Annotated in this window: 18 protein-coding genes; 4 read left to right on the plus strand and 14 right to left on the minus strand. The window is 38.3% G+C overall.

Annotated elements, in window-relative coordinates:
- Positions 1-5: 5 nt before the first annotated feature.
- Positions 6-1,157, minus strand: coding sequence for a L,D-transpeptidase family protein (locus tag CPS94_RS03750; RefSeq protein WP_238145382.1), 1,152 nt, complete (start codon positions 1,155-1,157; stop codon positions 6-8).
- Positions 1,158-1,320: 163 nt separating this feature from the next.
- Here CPS94_RS03750 and CPS94_RS03755 point away from each other — a divergent pair, with 163 nt between their 5' ends.
- Positions 1,321-2,088, plus strand: a complete 768-nt coding sequence (locus CPS94_RS03755) for a DUF4931 domain-containing protein (RefSeq protein WP_112194990.1) — start codon at positions 1,321-1,323, stop codon at positions 2,086-2,088.
- Positions 2,089-2,165: 77 nt separating this feature from the next.
- On the opposite strand, the gene CPS94_RS03760 is transcribed toward CPS94_RS03755, so the two are convergent.
- The 4 genes from CPS94_RS03760 to CPS94_RS03775 form a co-directional block, all read right to left on the minus strand.
- Positions 2,166-3,539: an RsmB/NOP family class I SAM-dependent RNA methyltransferase gene (locus tag CPS94_RS03760; RefSeq protein ID WP_112194988.1), complete on the minus strand. Its 1,374-nt coding sequence runs from the start codon at positions 3,537-3,539 to the stop codon at positions 2,166-2,168.
- Between the two features lie 69 nt (positions 3,540-3,608).
- Positions 3,609-4,577, minus strand: a complete 969-nt coding sequence (locus CPS94_RS03765) for an ABC transporter permease (RefSeq protein ID WP_112194986.1) — start codon at positions 4,575-4,577, stop codon at positions 3,609-3,611.
- A gap of 13 nt (positions 4,578-4,590) precedes the next feature.
- A complete protein-coding gene (locus CPS94_RS03770) occupies positions 4,591-4,911 on the minus strand; it encodes a metal-sulfur cluster assembly factor (RefSeq protein ID WP_039935972.1) in 321 nt (106 codons plus the stop codon).
- On the minus strand, positions 4,895-5,671 hold the full coding sequence (locus CPS94_RS03775; protein ID WP_112195935.1) for a dienelactone hydrolase family protein: 777 nt from the start codon (positions 5,669-5,671) through the stop codon (positions 4,895-4,897). The genes CPS94_RS03770 and CPS94_RS03775 overlap by 17 nt, the downstream gene beginning before the upstream one ends.
- A gap of 147 nt (positions 5,672-5,818) precedes the next feature.
- Between CPS94_RS03775 and CPS94_RS03780 the strand changes: the two genes are divergently transcribed.
- On the plus strand, positions 5,819-6,628 hold the full coding sequence (locus CPS94_RS03780) for a Cof-type HAD-IIB family hydrolase (RefSeq protein ID WP_112194984.1): 810 nt from the start codon (positions 5,819-5,821) through the stop codon (positions 6,626-6,628).
- 38 nt (positions 6,629-6,666) lie between these two features.
- Here the strand turns inward: CPS94_RS03780 and CPS94_RS03785 are convergent, their stop codons facing one another.
- Entirely contained in the window at positions 6,667-6,855 is a 189-nt protein-coding gene (locus CPS94_RS03785) for a 2-hydroxymuconate tautomerase (RefSeq protein WP_004047673.1), read from the minus strand.
- A 122-nt stretch (positions 6,856-6,977) separates the two neighbouring features.
- On the opposite strand from CPS94_RS03785, the gene CPS94_RS03790 reads away from it, so the two are divergent.
- Positions 6,978-8,408: a C69 family dipeptidase gene (locus CPS94_RS03790; RefSeq protein ID WP_112194982.1), complete on the plus strand. Its 1,431-nt coding sequence runs from the start codon at positions 6,978-6,980 to the stop codon at positions 8,406-8,408.
- A 100-nt stretch (positions 8,409-8,508) separates the two neighbouring features.
- On the opposite strand, the gene CPS94_RS03795 is transcribed toward CPS94_RS03790, so the two are convergent.
- Together CPS94_RS03795 and CPS94_RS03800 are read right to left on the minus strand one after the other, a co-directional pair.
- Positions 8,509-8,823 carry a heavy metal-binding domain-containing protein gene (locus tag CPS94_RS03795; protein WP_004047669.1) on the minus strand — a complete coding sequence of 105 codons (315 nt, stop codon included), beginning with the start codon at positions 8,821-8,823 and terminating at the stop codon, positions 8,509-8,511.
- 15 nt (positions 8,824-8,838) lie between these two features.
- Entirely contained in the window at positions 8,839-9,795 is a 957-nt protein-coding gene (locus tag CPS94_RS03800) for an MBL fold metallo-hydrolase (RefSeq protein WP_112194980.1), read from the minus strand.
- A 161-nt stretch (positions 9,796-9,956) separates the two neighbouring features.
- Here CPS94_RS03800 and CPS94_RS03805 point away from each other — a divergent pair, with 161 nt between their 5' ends.
- Entirely contained in the window at positions 9,957-10,319 is a 363-nt protein-coding gene (locus CPS94_RS03805) for an iron-sulfur cluster biosynthesis family protein (RefSeq protein ID WP_112194978.1), read from the plus strand.
- A 49-nt stretch (positions 10,320-10,368) separates the two neighbouring features.
- On the opposite strand, the gene CPS94_RS03810 is transcribed toward CPS94_RS03805, so the two are convergent.
- The 6 genes from CPS94_RS03810 to CPS94_RS03835 form a co-directional block, all read right to left on the minus strand.
- Positions 10,369-10,695, minus strand: a complete 327-nt coding sequence (locus CPS94_RS03810) for a TraX family protein (RefSeq protein ID WP_162626408.1) — start codon at positions 10,693-10,695, stop codon at positions 10,369-10,371.
- A gap of 86 nt (positions 10,696-10,781) precedes the next feature.
- Positions 10,782-12,770, minus strand: coding sequence for an ABC transporter permease (locus CPS94_RS03815; protein WP_112194965.1), 1,989 nt, complete (start codon positions 12,768-12,770; stop codon positions 10,782-10,784).
- 16 nt (positions 12,771-12,786) lie between these two features.
- On the minus strand, positions 12,787-13,542 hold the full coding sequence (locus CPS94_RS03820) for an ABC transporter ATP-binding protein (protein WP_112194963.1): 756 nt from the start codon (positions 13,540-13,542) through the stop codon (positions 12,787-12,789).
- 138 nt (positions 13,543-13,680) lie between these two features.
- Positions 13,681-14,661, minus strand: coding sequence for a sensor histidine kinase (locus CPS94_RS03825; protein WP_112194961.1), 981 nt, complete (start codon positions 14,659-14,661; stop codon positions 13,681-13,683).
- Complete coding sequence (locus CPS94_RS03830) at positions 14,645-15,337, minus strand: response regulator transcription factor (RefSeq protein WP_112194959.1); 693 nt, start codon at positions 15,335-15,337, stop codon at positions 14,645-14,647. The genes CPS94_RS03825 and CPS94_RS03830 overlap by 17 nt, the downstream gene beginning before the upstream one ends.
- 9 nt (positions 15,338-15,346) lie before the next feature.
- On the minus strand, positions 15,347-16,249 hold the full coding sequence (locus tag CPS94_RS03835; RefSeq protein WP_112194957.1) for a magnesium transporter CorA family protein: 903 nt from the start codon (positions 16,247-16,249) through the stop codon (positions 15,347-15,349).
- Positions 16,250-16,433: the final 184 nt, after the last annotated feature.

Genomic DNA, 16,433 nt, shown 5'->3' on the forward strand with positions numbered 1-16,433 from the left:
AATTTTTATCTATTTGATCTGTATACTTGACGGGACATAGTGCCATCATTATGTGTACTTTGGGTCCCCGTCACAACATCGATGGAAACGACTTGTTGACCATCACGATAAGCCCACAAATGTTGTTTTTCGATCGAAACTTCAACATAAGTGTTACCGATCCCACCATTAGTTGTTGTATCGTAGCCTGTGCCACGTGTGTCATAGCCTTCACCGTAGATATCACGCTTGGCATCAACTTTTGTTTCACCATTTTCCAGAGCTTTTGTCAAAGTCTTTTCAGCTTTATAAGCGCTGATCGCCCAGCCATAGGTCCCAGCCGGAACGCTTATCTCATTTCCTTCACTTGTCTTAAAAGCTAAGCTCTTATTTAAGGTGGCTTGTTTTTGATTGATCTCGACCACTTTATTCTTTAACGCTTGCGTATCGAATTGATATTTCCCAGCTTGATACCGAGCTGAGGTTAAAATATCCGCTGTCGTTAACTCATATTCTGTTTTTTGTACCGTGTACGTGATCTTTTTACCGGTCAATTCTTTTAGTTTCTTTTCCTCTTGTTTAACAATCGCACTGTTTTCTTTGACTGGCTTTAAGTATTTAGCTGTCAGATAGATATCTTTATTGCCTTCTTTTTGGCTGAACTCTTTTAAGATCGCTGAAACATCGTATTTGTTTCCTGTTTGTTCTTTGACGACCTTGACTTTATCTCCTTCTAAGATCGCATAAGCATCAACTGGTGCTTTTCGTGACTGATCAGCCTCATTTAGTTTTGCTTCTACATTTGCTTTTAGCGAAGCCACTTTTTTACCATCAACTTTAGCTGGAGTCAAAGTATAATTGATCTTTTTGTCATTTGGTAAAGTCGTGGCTTGTTTTTTCAAGATAGCTTCAAATTTTGCTAGATCTTTTGAGCTAAATTCTGATTCGGTCGGCTCTGCTGTATAGATCAATTGCTTGTTAAGATAGACCTTCTTTTCAACTTTAGCTGCAGCTAGCTTTTCTTGTGCCTCTTTAGCATTCAAGCCACCAACATTGATCCCATTGATCGTAACATTTTCATTGAAATGGGTCCGCTGTTGATAGATAAAATAAGCACCACCAATAAAAGCTAACATCGCAATTCCAACATAGAGTATAACTTTGGTCTTGTATTTCATATCGCACCTCTAATTGAATTATTACAATTATGTTACAACATTTTACAAAAAAATACAATTATTATTTAGGTTTTACACAATCAAATCATTTCCTCACGTATTTAAACTTTTTAAGTTATGTTATAATTTAGCCTATGACAAGTAAGGATCAGGTGAATATTTTATGGAAACAAATAGTCTGTTGACATTCAATCGTAGTATCGGTAAACAGAAGCGGTTATCAAAAGTAGCTGAGTCCAGTTGTCCTTTTTGTGACGTTGGACATTTAACTGATATTTACGATCAACAAGGTGCGATGATTTTTTTAAAAAATAAATATCCTACACTCGAAAAGACCGATCAATTCGTTTTGATCGAATCTGCTAAACACGATGGTAATATCTCTAATTATGAGCCTGAAGAATGGCAAAATATTCTAGCTTATGCGATCAAACAGTGGAAAGTATTTTATAATGATCCTAAATATAAAAGTGTTTTGCTGTATAAAAACTATGGTAAACTTTCTGGCGGTTCGCTTTCACACCCGCACATGCAGATCGTTGGACTTTTAGAGGCCGATGGTTACCGGGAGATCGCCCCAGCTTACTTTAGTGGTGATACGGTCGCAACTAAAGCTGGGGCAACGCTTAACATCTCCGATCACCCCATCATGGGCTTCTTGGAATTTAACATCAGTTTTGATGAAAAAAGTATCACACCTGCAGCTGACTATATCAAAGAAGTCGTTTCATATTTACTCGCTGACTTTAATGATGGCCGTTGCGAAGCTTATAACCTCTTCTTTTATAAATTGACCGATAAACTCTACTGTAAAGTAGTTCCACGTTTTATCGTATCACCGTATTTCGTAGGTTATTTTATCAGTCAAAAATTCGATGCTGAGTTTACCGCTGAAGTTATAAAAGACCTCAAAGAAAAATATCTAAACTAGCAAAAATGAGGGACCTATCACGATGTGTTTGCATCCTGATAGGTCCCTCATTATTTATACAGCATGACTACCTTGTCTTATTCAAAACTAAAACGTAAGCCTTTAGGGAAGAAGTTTTTGACCGTACCATTGACGACTTTGCCAAATGCAAAGGGTTTATCATCACAGATCAATAAATACCACCCATTCTTATGGGGCGTGGTCACAGTCACTGTATTACCTGCCACATATTGTTGCCATTGCTCATAGGTCAACGCTAATTTTTGATCTGTTTCCGTTGCACTTAAGGATAAAGCCAGTGTATAGCTAGGTTCAAAACGCTTTTTCTTAAAGATGCCAAGCAATAACCCCGGACGCATAAACTTTAAGCGTGATATGTCAGGCCAATTTTTATTGTAATAATAAAGATGGTCGCCGTAGCATTGCAATTCAGTTACTTTGAAGAGATCTTGCTTTAAGAAATTAGCTGAAAATTCTTTCCATAAAGCAACTTGCTCTTGGGTCAAGCTTGCTTTATTTTGCTTTTTACGCTTATTTTTCTTAGTTTTTACAACCTGTACTGGTCGCGTATCACGTAATTTAGCGATAAAATGCCCCTCACCTTTAAAGTGATGTGGCATCAAGCGAATGGTCCCTGTTAGTGTGGGCTCATCATTGCCCCAAGCTGGGATCCCACTGTCCATGCCAGTATACTTTTGTAAAGGCACGATCTCAAAGTAAGGATATTCTTGTAATAACCAGCTGATGATCTGTTCATCTTCTTCAGGCGCAAATGTACAAGTTGAGTAGATCAATTCACCACCAACCGCTAACATTTTTACCGCTTCAGTTAAGATCTCACGCTGACGCTTAGCACATTGCGCTGGATAAATTGCATGCCAATATGTGATCGCATGTGGATCTTTGCGAAACATTCCTTCACCTGAGCAAGGCGCATCAACTACGATCTTATCAAAATAGGCTTTAAAGTTTTGAGCCAAGGTAGCTGGATCTTCATTTAAGACGATCGAATTTCGTGCCCCAGTCCGTTCCATATTCTCAGCTAAGATCAAAGCCCGTTTCTTATTGATCTCATTTGAAACTAATAGACCTCGATTTGCCATCTTTTCAATGATCTGCGTCGATTTTCCCCCAGGTGCAGCACAAAGGTCTAAGATCTTCTCGCCTGGCTTAGCTTTGACCACCTCACCGACATACATTGCACTTAGATCTTGGCTATATATATACCCTGCTTGATGCTCCAACGTCTTTCCACTAACTTCGCCTACATAACCGGTCGTAACATATTCAACCGGTTCGTCCAGTGAATTAGTAACTTTTTTATAGTTATCTTTTAACGGATTAAGTCGAAAGCCCTTTTGTACTTCGCCAGATAAACTTTCAAAGAAGGCTGGGGCTTGGGCACCCAACAGAGCTTGATATTTTTTCTTAAAATCTTCTGGTAACTTCACTTCTTAAAAAACCTCTTCTGCTATATAACATAGCTTTTCATTATTTGTAACTTATTTTGGATTAAATCCTCACTCTTTTTTCAACCTTGAAACGATCAATAGATAAAATAGCAGACTACTTCCCAGATAGATCGAACCCATCGTCAGTAACAGATAAGTATACGTCGTCATTTGGAAAACAAACATCCCTGCCATGCCCCCAATGAGCGTACCTAGCCCTACCCAGAGCGAATATGTGCGCCATTCTTCAAAAGCAAATTTAGCAGGATCAGCTTGCAAAAATACAGCTTCGTTATAGCGATGCCGTAATGATATCAACCAAACAGCCATTTGCGCTAGAAAGCCGACCGCTGCCGCAAATAATCCCAGAACTTGCGCCCAATGTGAGACTAACCACGATTCATCCGAAATGATGAAATTCTTTTTGACTAATCTAGTAGCTGATAGTAAGCCAAGCTCTTTTTTTAAGACTTTAGCATCGATCGGGGTCAAACTATCCAAAACGATTCGATAATCATTTGTCTGTGCTGTGGCTAATTTTTGGGTCGAAGCTGCAATAAATATCTGATCATCTAGATCTGAGTGATAGTTGTCGCCCATCACACCGATCACAGGCAAATAATTACCATCTAGTTTCAAATATGCCTGATCTTTAGGTTCATACAGTTTTTTTTCATAATTTTTTCCAACGACTGCCAATGGAACATCCGATTCAAAGTCAGCACTTGAAAAGAAATGCCCCGAAAGTAATGGTGGTTGCGTATAATTTCCCTTACCGTAAAAATAAGTCACATTACGCTGATCTTTAGCTTGGTAATGGAGCTGGACATCAGTTAATTTATCATTGTCCTTTATCTTTTGATCAAGTTCTGCCAGTGAGATATCTTGCTTGAGCGTGATCTTATACGCATCTAAAGAGAGGTTGTTATTATTCAATTGAATGATCAAGTCACGTTCTTGGATCTTAAAAAATAGATAGACACAAAAAAATGAGATCAAGGCAATATACAACACAACAACGATTTTTCTTTTTAACACAAAAACGCCTCCGTTAGTGGATCCCTAGCGCCATCTTAGCATAACTAGTCATACGGTCCATTGTCCAGGCTGGTTCCCAAACAAATTCGACTTCGACCTTTTTAACTTCAGCGATCCCATTCAGCGAACGTTCGACCATATCAGCCAATAAATTCGTCAAGGGGCAGCCCATCGTCGTCAAAGTCATCTGAACGATACATAGACCATCTTCTTTTAGATCGACAGAATAGATCAAGCCTAAGTTGACGATATCCACCCCTAATTCTGGATCGATCACCGTTTCAAGGGCATCTAAAATATCTTTTTTGATCAATTCACTATTTCGTGGTTCCATCATCGATTCCTCCAAAATACTCTTCAAATTTTTCTGCCATCTCGACCGCAGTTGCATAATTTACCTTATGCCCTTGCCCTGTGGTCGTTGTAAATGATGTATTTTTAGCATAATCTTTCCCTTGGATACTGTCAAAAAATGCTTTATCTGGCGCATATGGCACTATTTGATCGGCAGTATCATGCCAAAAATGTACTGGTCGCCCCGCGATCCGTTCAGGATGCTTTGATAGGTCGATCAGCTCAAGTTGAGCTAATTGCTGATCGACAAAACTAGCTGGAATATCTGCTAAAACTGGTAACTCTTCCAGTAACTGACGGGCAAACGCCGTCGGACAAGGTGAGCCCATCAAACTTACGCCTGCTTTGATCCAATCATACACGGTCAATAAAGCACAGGTCGTGATCGCTCCCATCGAAAGTCCACTGACACCAACTAGATCATCTTTGATCCCGCTCGTTTGGCGATAATAATTTACCAAAAGTGGTAGCTCTTTGACCGAACTAGCTACGATCTGCCAAAATTCTTGGCGATGTCTAGTAACAGGTCCGCTTTGTCTTTGACCATGAAACTTAGCATCTGGTAAGACCACTCTAAAGCCACGTTTAGCTAATTCGTAACCTTCTGTTAAGACTCGTTCTTTGCAACCAGTCCAACCGTGATAAAAAACGATCAACGGTAATTTTTGGGTGCGATATTTTTTAGCTACGACTTCTAAAACTGGTAAACCCTCGATTTTTTTTGTGATGATCTCGATCATCATAATCCCCCCTTCTTGATCTTTCCCTTAAAATTATACACTATTATCTTCAAAATGATCGCAAAATTAGTTCCTTATCCGTTGTTTTTTATTTAAGTTTGTGATAACTTTAAGCAGATATACTACAAATTTTTAAGGATTGATTCTATGGAACAAAAACTGATCGCGATCGATCTTGATGGCACGACATTAAATGAAAATAGTCAAATAACACCTAAAACTAAAGAAGTTTTAACCAAAGCTACAGCAGCAGGACATATCGTTTCGATCGTAACTGGACGCCCTAATCGGATCTCAGAAAACTATTATGATTTTTTAGGCCTTAAATCACCAATGATCAACTTTAATGGTGCCGTGGGTCATATTCCCCATCAAACTTGGGATAAAGAATATGCTTTGACCTTTAACCGTGATATCGCTTTTGAGATCTTAGCTGCTAAAGAGCAACTTGGGATCAAAGTTGTTGCAGCTGAAGGTAAAAATATGGCCTTAGCTGATGTTCCCAATACCGTGATCGATGATTTCTTTCCAGTAACGTTGAAAGCTAATGAAGTCTTAAATAAGATAAACTTACAAGAAAATCCATCAGCAATGACGATGTTAGTTGATAAGCTTCAATTGCCTAAAACGGTCTCTGCTCTAGAAGAAAATTTTGGTGACAAGATCAACGTTGGCGTTTGGGGCGGTCCTAACCCGATCCTAGAACTATCACCTAAGGGCGTCAATAAAGCTCATGGGGTCAAATTCTTAGCCGATACCTTTAAGATCGACCGTAAAAACATTCTGGCCTTTGGCGATGAACATAATGATGCTGAAATGATCGATTATGCTGGCTGGGGCGTAGTTATGCAAAATGGGACGGATAAACTCAAAGTATTGGCTAACGATATTACGCCTTTGACCAATAAAGAAGATGGCTTAGCACATTACTTAGAAGAATATTTAAAGTTAGCTTAGAATAAATAAAAGTCGAGACCGAGATCTCGACTTTTATTTTAGTTTTCGTCGCTCTTTAACACACCGCCAACAGCGTAACGATCTTTTTGCATTTCATTTAATACAACGTGAACGTGTTCAGCTGGAGCACCAGTGTTTTCAACCACGGCCTTAGTTACGTCTTTAACTAAGTTTTTGAGTTGTTCTTGGCTACGACCTTCGATAAGTTCGATATGAACTAATGGCATTATCGTCATCTCCTTTTTGTTAATATGTTAATTATGACAAAGTTTTGGTACAAGTGCAATTGTTTTTAGTTCTGTCAGTCTGCTAAAATAAAACTAATCACCTGATGAAAGGACGTCTCTTTATGACACTTTATAAAAGTTTCGAATTTTCCGCTTGCACTAGCATCTTAGTCGGAAAAAAAGCGATGGCTGATGGTTCGACTGTGATCGGACGCAATGAAGATGCCAAAAGTGCTTGGCCTAAACACATGGTCATCCATCCCCATCAAGAATTTGATGCTCCACAAGAATTTATCTCAAAAGATAACGGCTTTAAAATGCCACTACCACAAGTTCGGTTCAAATACAGTGCCACACCAGAGTGGACAGCCGAATTTGGCTTATTTGAAGAAGATGGGATCAATGAATACGGAGTAGCCATGAGTGCCACCGAAAGTGCCTATGCCAACGAACGCGTTTTAGGCTACGATCCACTTGTCAAAGATGGGATCGGCGAAGAGGCCATGGTCACGGTCGTTTTGCCATATATTAAAACAGCCCGCGAAGGTGTAAAACGCCTGGGACAGATCATTGAAAAATACGGTACTTGCGAGTCTAACGGGATCTTATTTGCTGATCAAGAAGAAGTTTGGTATTTAGAAACCGGTTCAGGTCACCACTTTGTTGCGCAAAGGATCCCCGATGATTGTTATGCTGTAGTGGCTAACCAACTAGCGATCCAAGAGATCGATTTTAACGATCCGGCTAACTTTATCTTTTCAACTGGGATCCAAGAATTTGTAGCCACTAACCATTTAAATCCTGATCCAACATGCTTTAATTTCCGCAATATTTTTGGAACACACGAATTATCCGATGAGATCTACAGTACTCCACGGGTCTGGGATGGCCAACGTTACCTAACACCTAGTGTCAAACAAGATCCAATGAGCGAAGAATTACCATTTATTCAAAGAGCTGACCACTTATTGTATATGGATGATCTAAAATACGTCTTAGGCGCACATTTCCAAAATACACCTTACGATCCACTAGGCAAGGCTCCAGAAAAAAACAAATTTAGACCGATCAGCTTAGCTAAAACACAAGAATCACACTTGCTCCAACTTCGCCCAAACTTACCAGTCGAGATCGCTGGTCTTCACTGGGTCGCAATGGGGGTTACTGCACAAAGTGTTTTTGTCCCCGTCTATGCAGGTAGCACTGAGGTCCACCCCGCTTACAAAGTCGGACAAAAGACGTATTCGAGTGACTCGGCTTACTGGGTCTATAAATTGCTTGGCGTCTTAGTCGATCCTCACTATGCACAATTTGGACCAAAAGTTTTGGATCTAAAAAAAGAACTTGCTGTCAAATTCACCCAGATCATCAAACAAACAGATAAAAAAGCATTGACGTTAAATGATCCACTTGCTTTAAGTGAATTATTAACTAAAGCATCCCTTGAGATGCAGGCATTAGGCTTAAGCGAAACGCAGAAACTGACCGCTGAACTGATCACTGAAGCAACAGATCTTTCACCACTGAACTTCAAGACCGACGCTAATTTATAAAATATAGTTTTTTACTTTTTGAATCAAATAAGATCCCCGGCAGAAGTTATCTACCAACTTCTACTGGGGATCTTTATATGCTTAAATACCTTTTACTTTATTAGTCAATAAATTTTACAGCAGTACCATATGCAGCCACTGATTGCATATCTGCACTGATCGAGCCCGAATCAAAGCGCATCATGACAACAGCATCAGCTCCCATAGCCTTGGCTTCTTGTTTTAAACGCTCAATAGCTTCGTGACGAGAATTATTTAACATCTTCGTATATCCCTTGATCTCACCACCAACGATGCTCTTTAAGCCTGCACCAAAATCACTGGCAATATTGCGCGATTGAGTCGTCACCCCAAATGCTGTACCGAGCACTTCATATTGTTTGCCTGGAATATGTTCTGTTGTTACAACTAACATTTACTACACCCTTTCTTATGAAAAACTAACTGCCTTAGTCAAGGGTTCGATCCCCTCTAATGTCTTTTCACCATAGCTCAAACATTGAGCCGGTGCGATCACATGCACGACCTCTTTTAATTCGCTCTCACTTTGATCTGCCGCGATCACATCTATATCTTTAATACTATCCTTATTATAAACGACCGTAGCTTGCTTAGTCATTTCCGCTTGCATTATGAATTTTTCTGGCTTTTCCGCGGCTAATTTTAAATTAGTTGGCGTTATAGCTGTAAAATCATCAAATGGGAATAATAATTTAGCTAAAATAGCAAGATCTGGTGCAAGCAATAAAGTTCTGCCTGCTTGTTTAGCTATTTCTTGATATTCTAGGATCTCTTCTGGGGCTAATTTTGATAATTTTAAAGCTGGTAAGTCTGTCGGGGACAGATTTGTTAAGAAACGTTTGAACTTTTTAGTGTTTGATACAAAAACTTCACTGGTCTGTAAAGCTGCACTATCTAATAACAACAGATCTAACTTAGCCGTCTGAAAAGTTTTTTTCCATTTTTTGATCCGCTTTTTATGTGCCCCACGTGTAATAAATCGACCCGTATAGCCAAGCGCTTTGCCTTCATGTTCAAGTAATAAACTGACCGCTCCATTCAAACCATCATCACTTGGAAACGCCGTGACCCAAAGATCTGATATCTGAACGGGATAATTATAGGGATAGCACTTTATTTTTCTAAAATTCAAAGGTCTGATGAAACCTGCTTGAACTAATTTTTGCAGCTGTTTAAGTAACATCTGTGGTAAATAAACAAGATTTTTGCGTCGCTTATCGGCTAAGATCCGCAAAAGATCAGTCGATAAATGCGTAAACAAGTAAACATCGCCCGTTGTAAAAGCCACTTTTTCTTTCGGATCAAGTATGATCGTTTGCTTAGACTCAAGGCAGATACTACCTTCATTTTTAATGGTCAAGGACATATTATCACCTGGCCTTTCTTAAATTTTCTAACTAATTCAATTATAAGCGAAACATGTAAATAATTCTATCTTCATACAGCTAACTTTTTGTAAGCATATATGTTGTAAATAATTAGCAAGTGGTAGATAATATACATATCAGTTAAGGGAGGTATTTTAAAATGAAGTTAACCATTACAGATGAAGCAGCTAATAAATTGCGTCCATTTTTTGAAGATCAAAATGCCCTTGTTCTACTCGATTTTGATGATGGTGTTGGTCCTTTTTCCAAAGTGGGTGTATGTTCTTTAAACCAAGCCTTTCAATTAGTGATCGTTGATAAAACTGAAGACATCCACGACTATAACGAGAAAATAACGACTGAGCTTGGTGATGTATACTACAAAAGCTACTCTGACATGTATTTAGATCAAGTCATGCAGCTCAAATTAAATCCACAAAATATGACTTTGCGACTTGTAGGTAACAGTTCAGGGGAATTGACTCCAGTATTGAATGTTATCGATCTACGCAAAAATAGTTAAGTCTAATAAAATAGCCTAGGAGTTTCCATTCTCCCAGACTATTTTTTGTTTAGACAAAGGCTTTGATCAAGTAAATGATCCAAAGGTGAACTGGATAAAAGATATTATGTGGTCCAAGAAACAGTAAGTAATTTGGCTGATGATCGAACGGATCGATATATGACTTAGTCAAGAGATCATAGACAATGTTACCGATCCCGACAACTAAGGCTCCGATCAATAAACGCTTTAAATACCGCCGTTTATTGCGCGTGTGAAAATACCCTTCGACTAATAGAAATGAAAATGTTGGGGCGACTAAACGTCCTAAGAAATTGATCCATAAAGGCCAATGTAACTCTGGCCCAAAATACATATTCAAATGATCCACCAACATAAAGATCATTGCTAAAACTTTTAACTGATAACCAGTTAGCCCTTTTTAAGAAAACTCATCTTCTTTCTCTGCTGCATTTTTACTACTTAACGTTCAACTAGACGATAATAGACCCGAGCAGTTAGTTGATACACAACATAATACAGAATACTAAAGATCAGTGCAACCACGAGCGTAACAACTAAGAATAGTTGCCAGTTGGTGATCCCAAATAAGACCAACATCTTTTTGATCAGTGGAAGAGCAAAAGCAACGTGTAACATCGCAAAAGCTAATGGGAAAATGAAGACCATCATGATCTGACTGTGGATCACACGTTTGACTTCAGCTTCATCCATCCCAACTTTTTGTAAGATCACAAAACGTTTGCGATCATCCATCCCTTCAGACACTTGCTTGTAATAGATGATCAATGTCGTAGCTAATAAGAAAGCTATCCCTAAAATGATCCCTAAAAAGAAGAACCCACCATCAAAGCGCTTGACACTTGCACGATAGCTATCCTTGTCCTGAAAGGAATACCCTTGTTTATCCGCAGTTTTAGCAAACTCTTTGCTTAGTCCCCGGATGAACGCTTTACGTTTAGCTTGATCTTTAAGCTCAATATTGAAATTTAATTGATAAGCAGGGGCTAAGTAGGCGGCTGTTTCCTTAGTTTTGTATAATTCTTTTAATAATCCCTCGATCTGTTTTTGATCTTTCATAACTACAATATAGGAATCTACCGGTGAGACATTAAGTAAGCCTGTGTCTTTCAATTTGTTGACCTGTTGCTTGATTTGATACTTATGTCCATTTAATATCATTGTTTTTTCAGAATAATTTTGCGCGGTAGTATACATAAAGATCTCATTTGGTTTAGTTAAAGATAAACTATCTTTTGTCAAAGTATTATATTCACTCAAGCTGATCAAGACTACATTAGCAGCCTTATCAACATTTGAGACAGAATAATTCATACGGTCAGCAGCTTTAAAATCATTAGCTTTTTTTGTAAACAATAAAGATTGACTAGTCCGGATATATTGCATATCACTTAATTTAACATCTTCTTTAGTAGCATAGTTTTTAGCTACTTGTTTGAGTTTTGTCAGTGGCTCCGCAGAATTGATCATGATATCGCGTGGAAACATCTGTTGAACTTGATCGTTTGCTCCAAAAAAGAGCCCCGCTGTTGTTGAAACAGTAACTAAGACCATCGTTGATAAGATACAGATGCTAGCCAAACCGACCGCATTTTGTTTCATCCGATAAATCATCCCGGATACAGGAATGAAATGTTTAACATTATAGTAGTAGTTTTCATTTTTACGCAATAATTTTAAAACAACGATGCTTCCGGCTGTAAATATTAAGTAAGTCCCGATGATCACTAAAAGTACTGCTATAAAGAAATTAGTGACCGCTGAAACTGGAGATTTGATCGTAAGTGCGATCCAGTACCCCCAAGCCAAAGTGACTAGACCGACCAAAGCCAAGAACCATTTAGCTTTAGGTTCTTTCTCACCTTTTTGATCAGCATGTAATAACTCGATCGGATCGCTTTTAAAGATATTAAAAGCGTTGATCAAATATAACCATGCGTAAACGCCAGCGATAAATAAGATCGTGAGCGTCAAGATCGAAGTGTTCAAAGTAAATTTGAATTCACTTCCGATCCCCATCAATTTCTTGATGATCAGATACGCTAGCCGAGAAAAAATCACACCACTTGTGACACCTAAAACAATTGTTATAACCAAATTGATCACTTTTTCAAAGAAGGTCAACTTATATAGTTCACGTTTGCCCATACCTAAAACATTGTACAGACCTAGCTCGTTTTTGCGTTGTTTGTTTAATATCGTTTCCGTATAAGTAGCAAATACCACTGAAAAGATCAATACGATCACAGAACCAAAACCAAAAAGTTGGGTGATCGCTTCAGCACCTTGGAGTTTAGCCAAGCCTGGATCATTTGCGACCATCAACATCAAAGTATTTAAGGCCGTCAAAAAGATCATTGACAGTAAAAATGGTACAAAGGCCTGTTTATTTTTACGAATATTTTGAAAAGCTAATTTAGCATAAAACATACAGATCCCCTCCTGACTAACGTGGCAATAATGACGCCATCGTCATATTGATCTTTTCTAAGAAAGCCTTGGCGTCAAGTTCACCTCGATAAAGTTGATGATAAACGATCCCATCTTTGATAAACAAGACCCGCTTAGCCCGACTAGCAGCTAATGAACTATGGGTGACCATCAAGATCGTTTGACCATTTTGATTTAACTGTTCAAAGATATCTAACAATTGATCTGAGGTCTTTGAATCTAACGCCCCCGTCGGTTCATCGGCTAAAAGTAGTGCTGGATCGGTAATGATCGCCCGGGCGACTGCCACACGTTGCTTTTGTCCACCAGATAATTCGTACGGATATTTTTCTAATAAAGTAGTTATCTCTAATTTTTCTGCTAATTCTTGTAATTTAGGTTTAGCAGCTTTGATACTTTTACGTGATAAAACTAATGGGAGTAAGATATTATCTTTGACAGAGATCGTGTCTAATAAGTTAAAATCTTGGAAAACAAAACCCAAATGTTCACGTCTAAATGCTGCTGCAGCTTTCTCCTTGATCTGTGTCAGATCGTCACCGTTCAAATACAATTTACCTGATGTTGGTTTATCCAAAGTGGCGATCATATTCAACAAGGTACTCTTCCCAGAACCAGATTCACCCATAATTGCTGTATATTCGCCCTTATTGACTTCAAGTTGGATATCTTTTAAAGCTTCAACTTGAACACCCTTAAAACGACTCTGATAAACTTTGCGTGCATGTTCGATCTTTAGTAATTCATTCATGATTATTTCCTCCGTTGTTCTAATTGATATATTAATCATAACAAGCCCCGTTACTTATGCCTACTTACAAAATAAATGGCAACCTTACAATTTTGTAAGGTTGCCATTTTTAAATAACATTAAAGTTAAAGTAACAACTTATTTATAATGTTTTGGGAAATAAATTTTGACCGTCGTTCCTTGGCCAACTTTAGATGTCAATTCGAGTTTACACCCTAATTTGAGCGCAACTTTTTGACTCAAATATAAGCCCAGACCACTTGCACGTTGATCTTGACGTCCATTATAACCGGTAAACCCTTTTTCAAAAACACGTGGAATATCCTGTGACTGGATCCCGATCCCAGTATCTTTGATCGCCAAATGATCACCGTTAAAAATAAACGTGATCGTTCCAGTGTTGGTATATTTGATCGCATTGAAGATCAATTGCTCTAAAATAAAGATCAACCACTTCTTATCAGTCGTAACTGTGGTGGTATCAAGGTCGATAAATTCCGCGCGTAGCCCTTTTTGCGCAAAAAAGAGTGCATACTTTTTCAAGACTTCCTTGATCACTTTATCTAAAGCAACTTGCTCAAAAACAAGGTCAGAATTATCCAATTGTTGGCGCAAATAATTTAACATCAGCTGAAGATACTCATTGACTTTGAACAACTCAGCTCGCATCTTAGGATCGTTTCCTTGCGCTTGGATCAAAAGGTCTAAGGCCGATACTGGTGTTTTGACTTGATGCAACCAGATCCCAAAATCTTCTAACATCTCTTGTTTTTTCAAACGGCTATGTTCTAATTCTGCTACTAATTTTTGCTCTAATTCTTCAGCGATCTGTTGATAAAGTATTTCTACCTGACTGGTGCTTGAGGGTAAAAGCTCATGTGAAAAATTAGTCTGTAAAAGTTGTAACTGCCTGAGCTTTTTTTGCCACCGATTAAAGGCAACTAACGTATAGCTAAAAATTATCAAACAGCTAAACAGGAGGGTATCGCCTAAGATCACTTGGGTCTGATCATATAGGTATAACGTCAGACTTTGAGTTCCCAATAATAATACCCATACTAGATAAGTCGCTTTATGCTCCCATATAAAAGCTTTGGTCAATTTAAGCACTTGTTTCATTCTCGATCAAATACCCCTTTCCCTTGACCGTTTGGATCAGATCCTTGATCCCGACTGAGGCTAATTTCTTGCGGATCCGGGTGATATTGACCGCTAACGTATTACTATCGATAAAGTCATCGGCTTGCCATAACGCTTCGACCATCTGTGTCTTTGAGACGATCTGGCCACGCTCACGTAATAAAATAACCAAGATCTTAGTTTCATTGGGCGATAGATTCAACTTACTCTCAGCATTTGCGATCACGTTTTCTTCAGGCGTAAAAGTAAATCCTTGTAGATCGTAAGCATCGACTGTCTGTACTTGATTGTACTGGTAACTTCGCCGTAATAATGCTTGGATCTTCGCCACTAACAAATTAAGATCAAATGGTTTGACGATAAAATCATCAGCCCCTAAATTTATCGCCATGATCTGATTCATTTGATCAGCAGCTGATGAGATAAAAATGATCGGCACCTGCGAATGTTTCCTGATCTCTTGACACCAATGAAAGCCATTAAAATAAGGCAATGAAATATCCAACAAGATCAATTGTGGACCAAGTTCTAAACATTCACTTAGTACATTTTGAAAATCAGTCACACCTTTACAATCATAACCCCAAGAATTCAATTTCTCGCTGACGACTTGAATGATCGTTGCATCGTCTTCTACTATATAAATAGTCTCCATATGACCACCTCACTTTATACGTTTTAAGATCGTCAATAACAGGCCGATCGATAAAAACATACTGATAAAAATAATTATGAGCCAGCCAAATGGACTATCCTTAAATGGTAATAAAACATTCATTCCAAAAAAGCCTGTCACAATGGTCGGGACCGTCAATAATAACGACCAGATCGTCAATAAACGCATCGTGTCATTTAAATTGTTATTCAACAAGTTATTGTAGGTCTCCGAGATCTGGCCTAAGATCTGATCGGATAAATTAGCCATTGCCACCAACTGATCTGCTTCGATCTCAACATCTTCCAGCTCTTCTTGTTCATTTTCTGTCAAAGAGCGGTAAAGTGAGAGCTTTTTTAATTGTGCCAGTAGCAATGAATTTTGCTGTGTTGCATTGACTAAATAAACTAACCCCATTCCTAGATCTGAAAGTTCCAACAAATTACGATTGGTCGTCTTAGTTTTTAATTTTTCTGTCAAAATCAAACGTTTTTTTCCAATCTCTTTGATGATTGGGAAAAATGCTCCCACGATCTGATAAAGCGTCTTAAAGATCAAACTCAAGCAACTGAGAGCAGGCTGACGTGTGATCAAACCTTCAATGAACTCAGTCACATAAGCTGTTTTAGCTGTCGTAAAACTGTACAGCTCATTTTGCTTGACGATAAAAGCCACCGGTGCCGTTTCATAACGTTCACTATGTTTTTTGATCACATTAAAAACGATCAACAAAAGCTCTTCTTTTGCATCATATTCCACGTGAGCATTTTCGTGTTCATCAAGAGCATAACTCAATAGTTCTTGATCGAGCTTGGCTTGATTTTTTAACTCCTGGACCACATTTTCATCATCTTTTTTGATATCGATCCAAATAAAATCTTTTTTTGGACCAAAAACGATCTTCTTGCTCATCTTTCCAACCCCTAGCATTTATCAAATAATTTTAGCATAGCACAAAAAGCTAGCTGTATAAACAAGACACTTTCTAATGGATGAAAAAATTCATATATTAAGTGCAAAATTCTTTTGATCTTAGTATTAGTGTATATATGTAACGCCTCTTACTCATTTTAGCTTCAGTATTTTTTTATACAAA

Origin of the sequence: Ligilactobacillus murinus, assembly GCF_003288115.1 — a bacterium.
In the GTDB taxonomy this organism is placed as follows: Bacteria; Bacillota; Bacilli; order Lactobacillales; family Lactobacillaceae; genus Ligilactobacillus; species Ligilactobacillus murinus.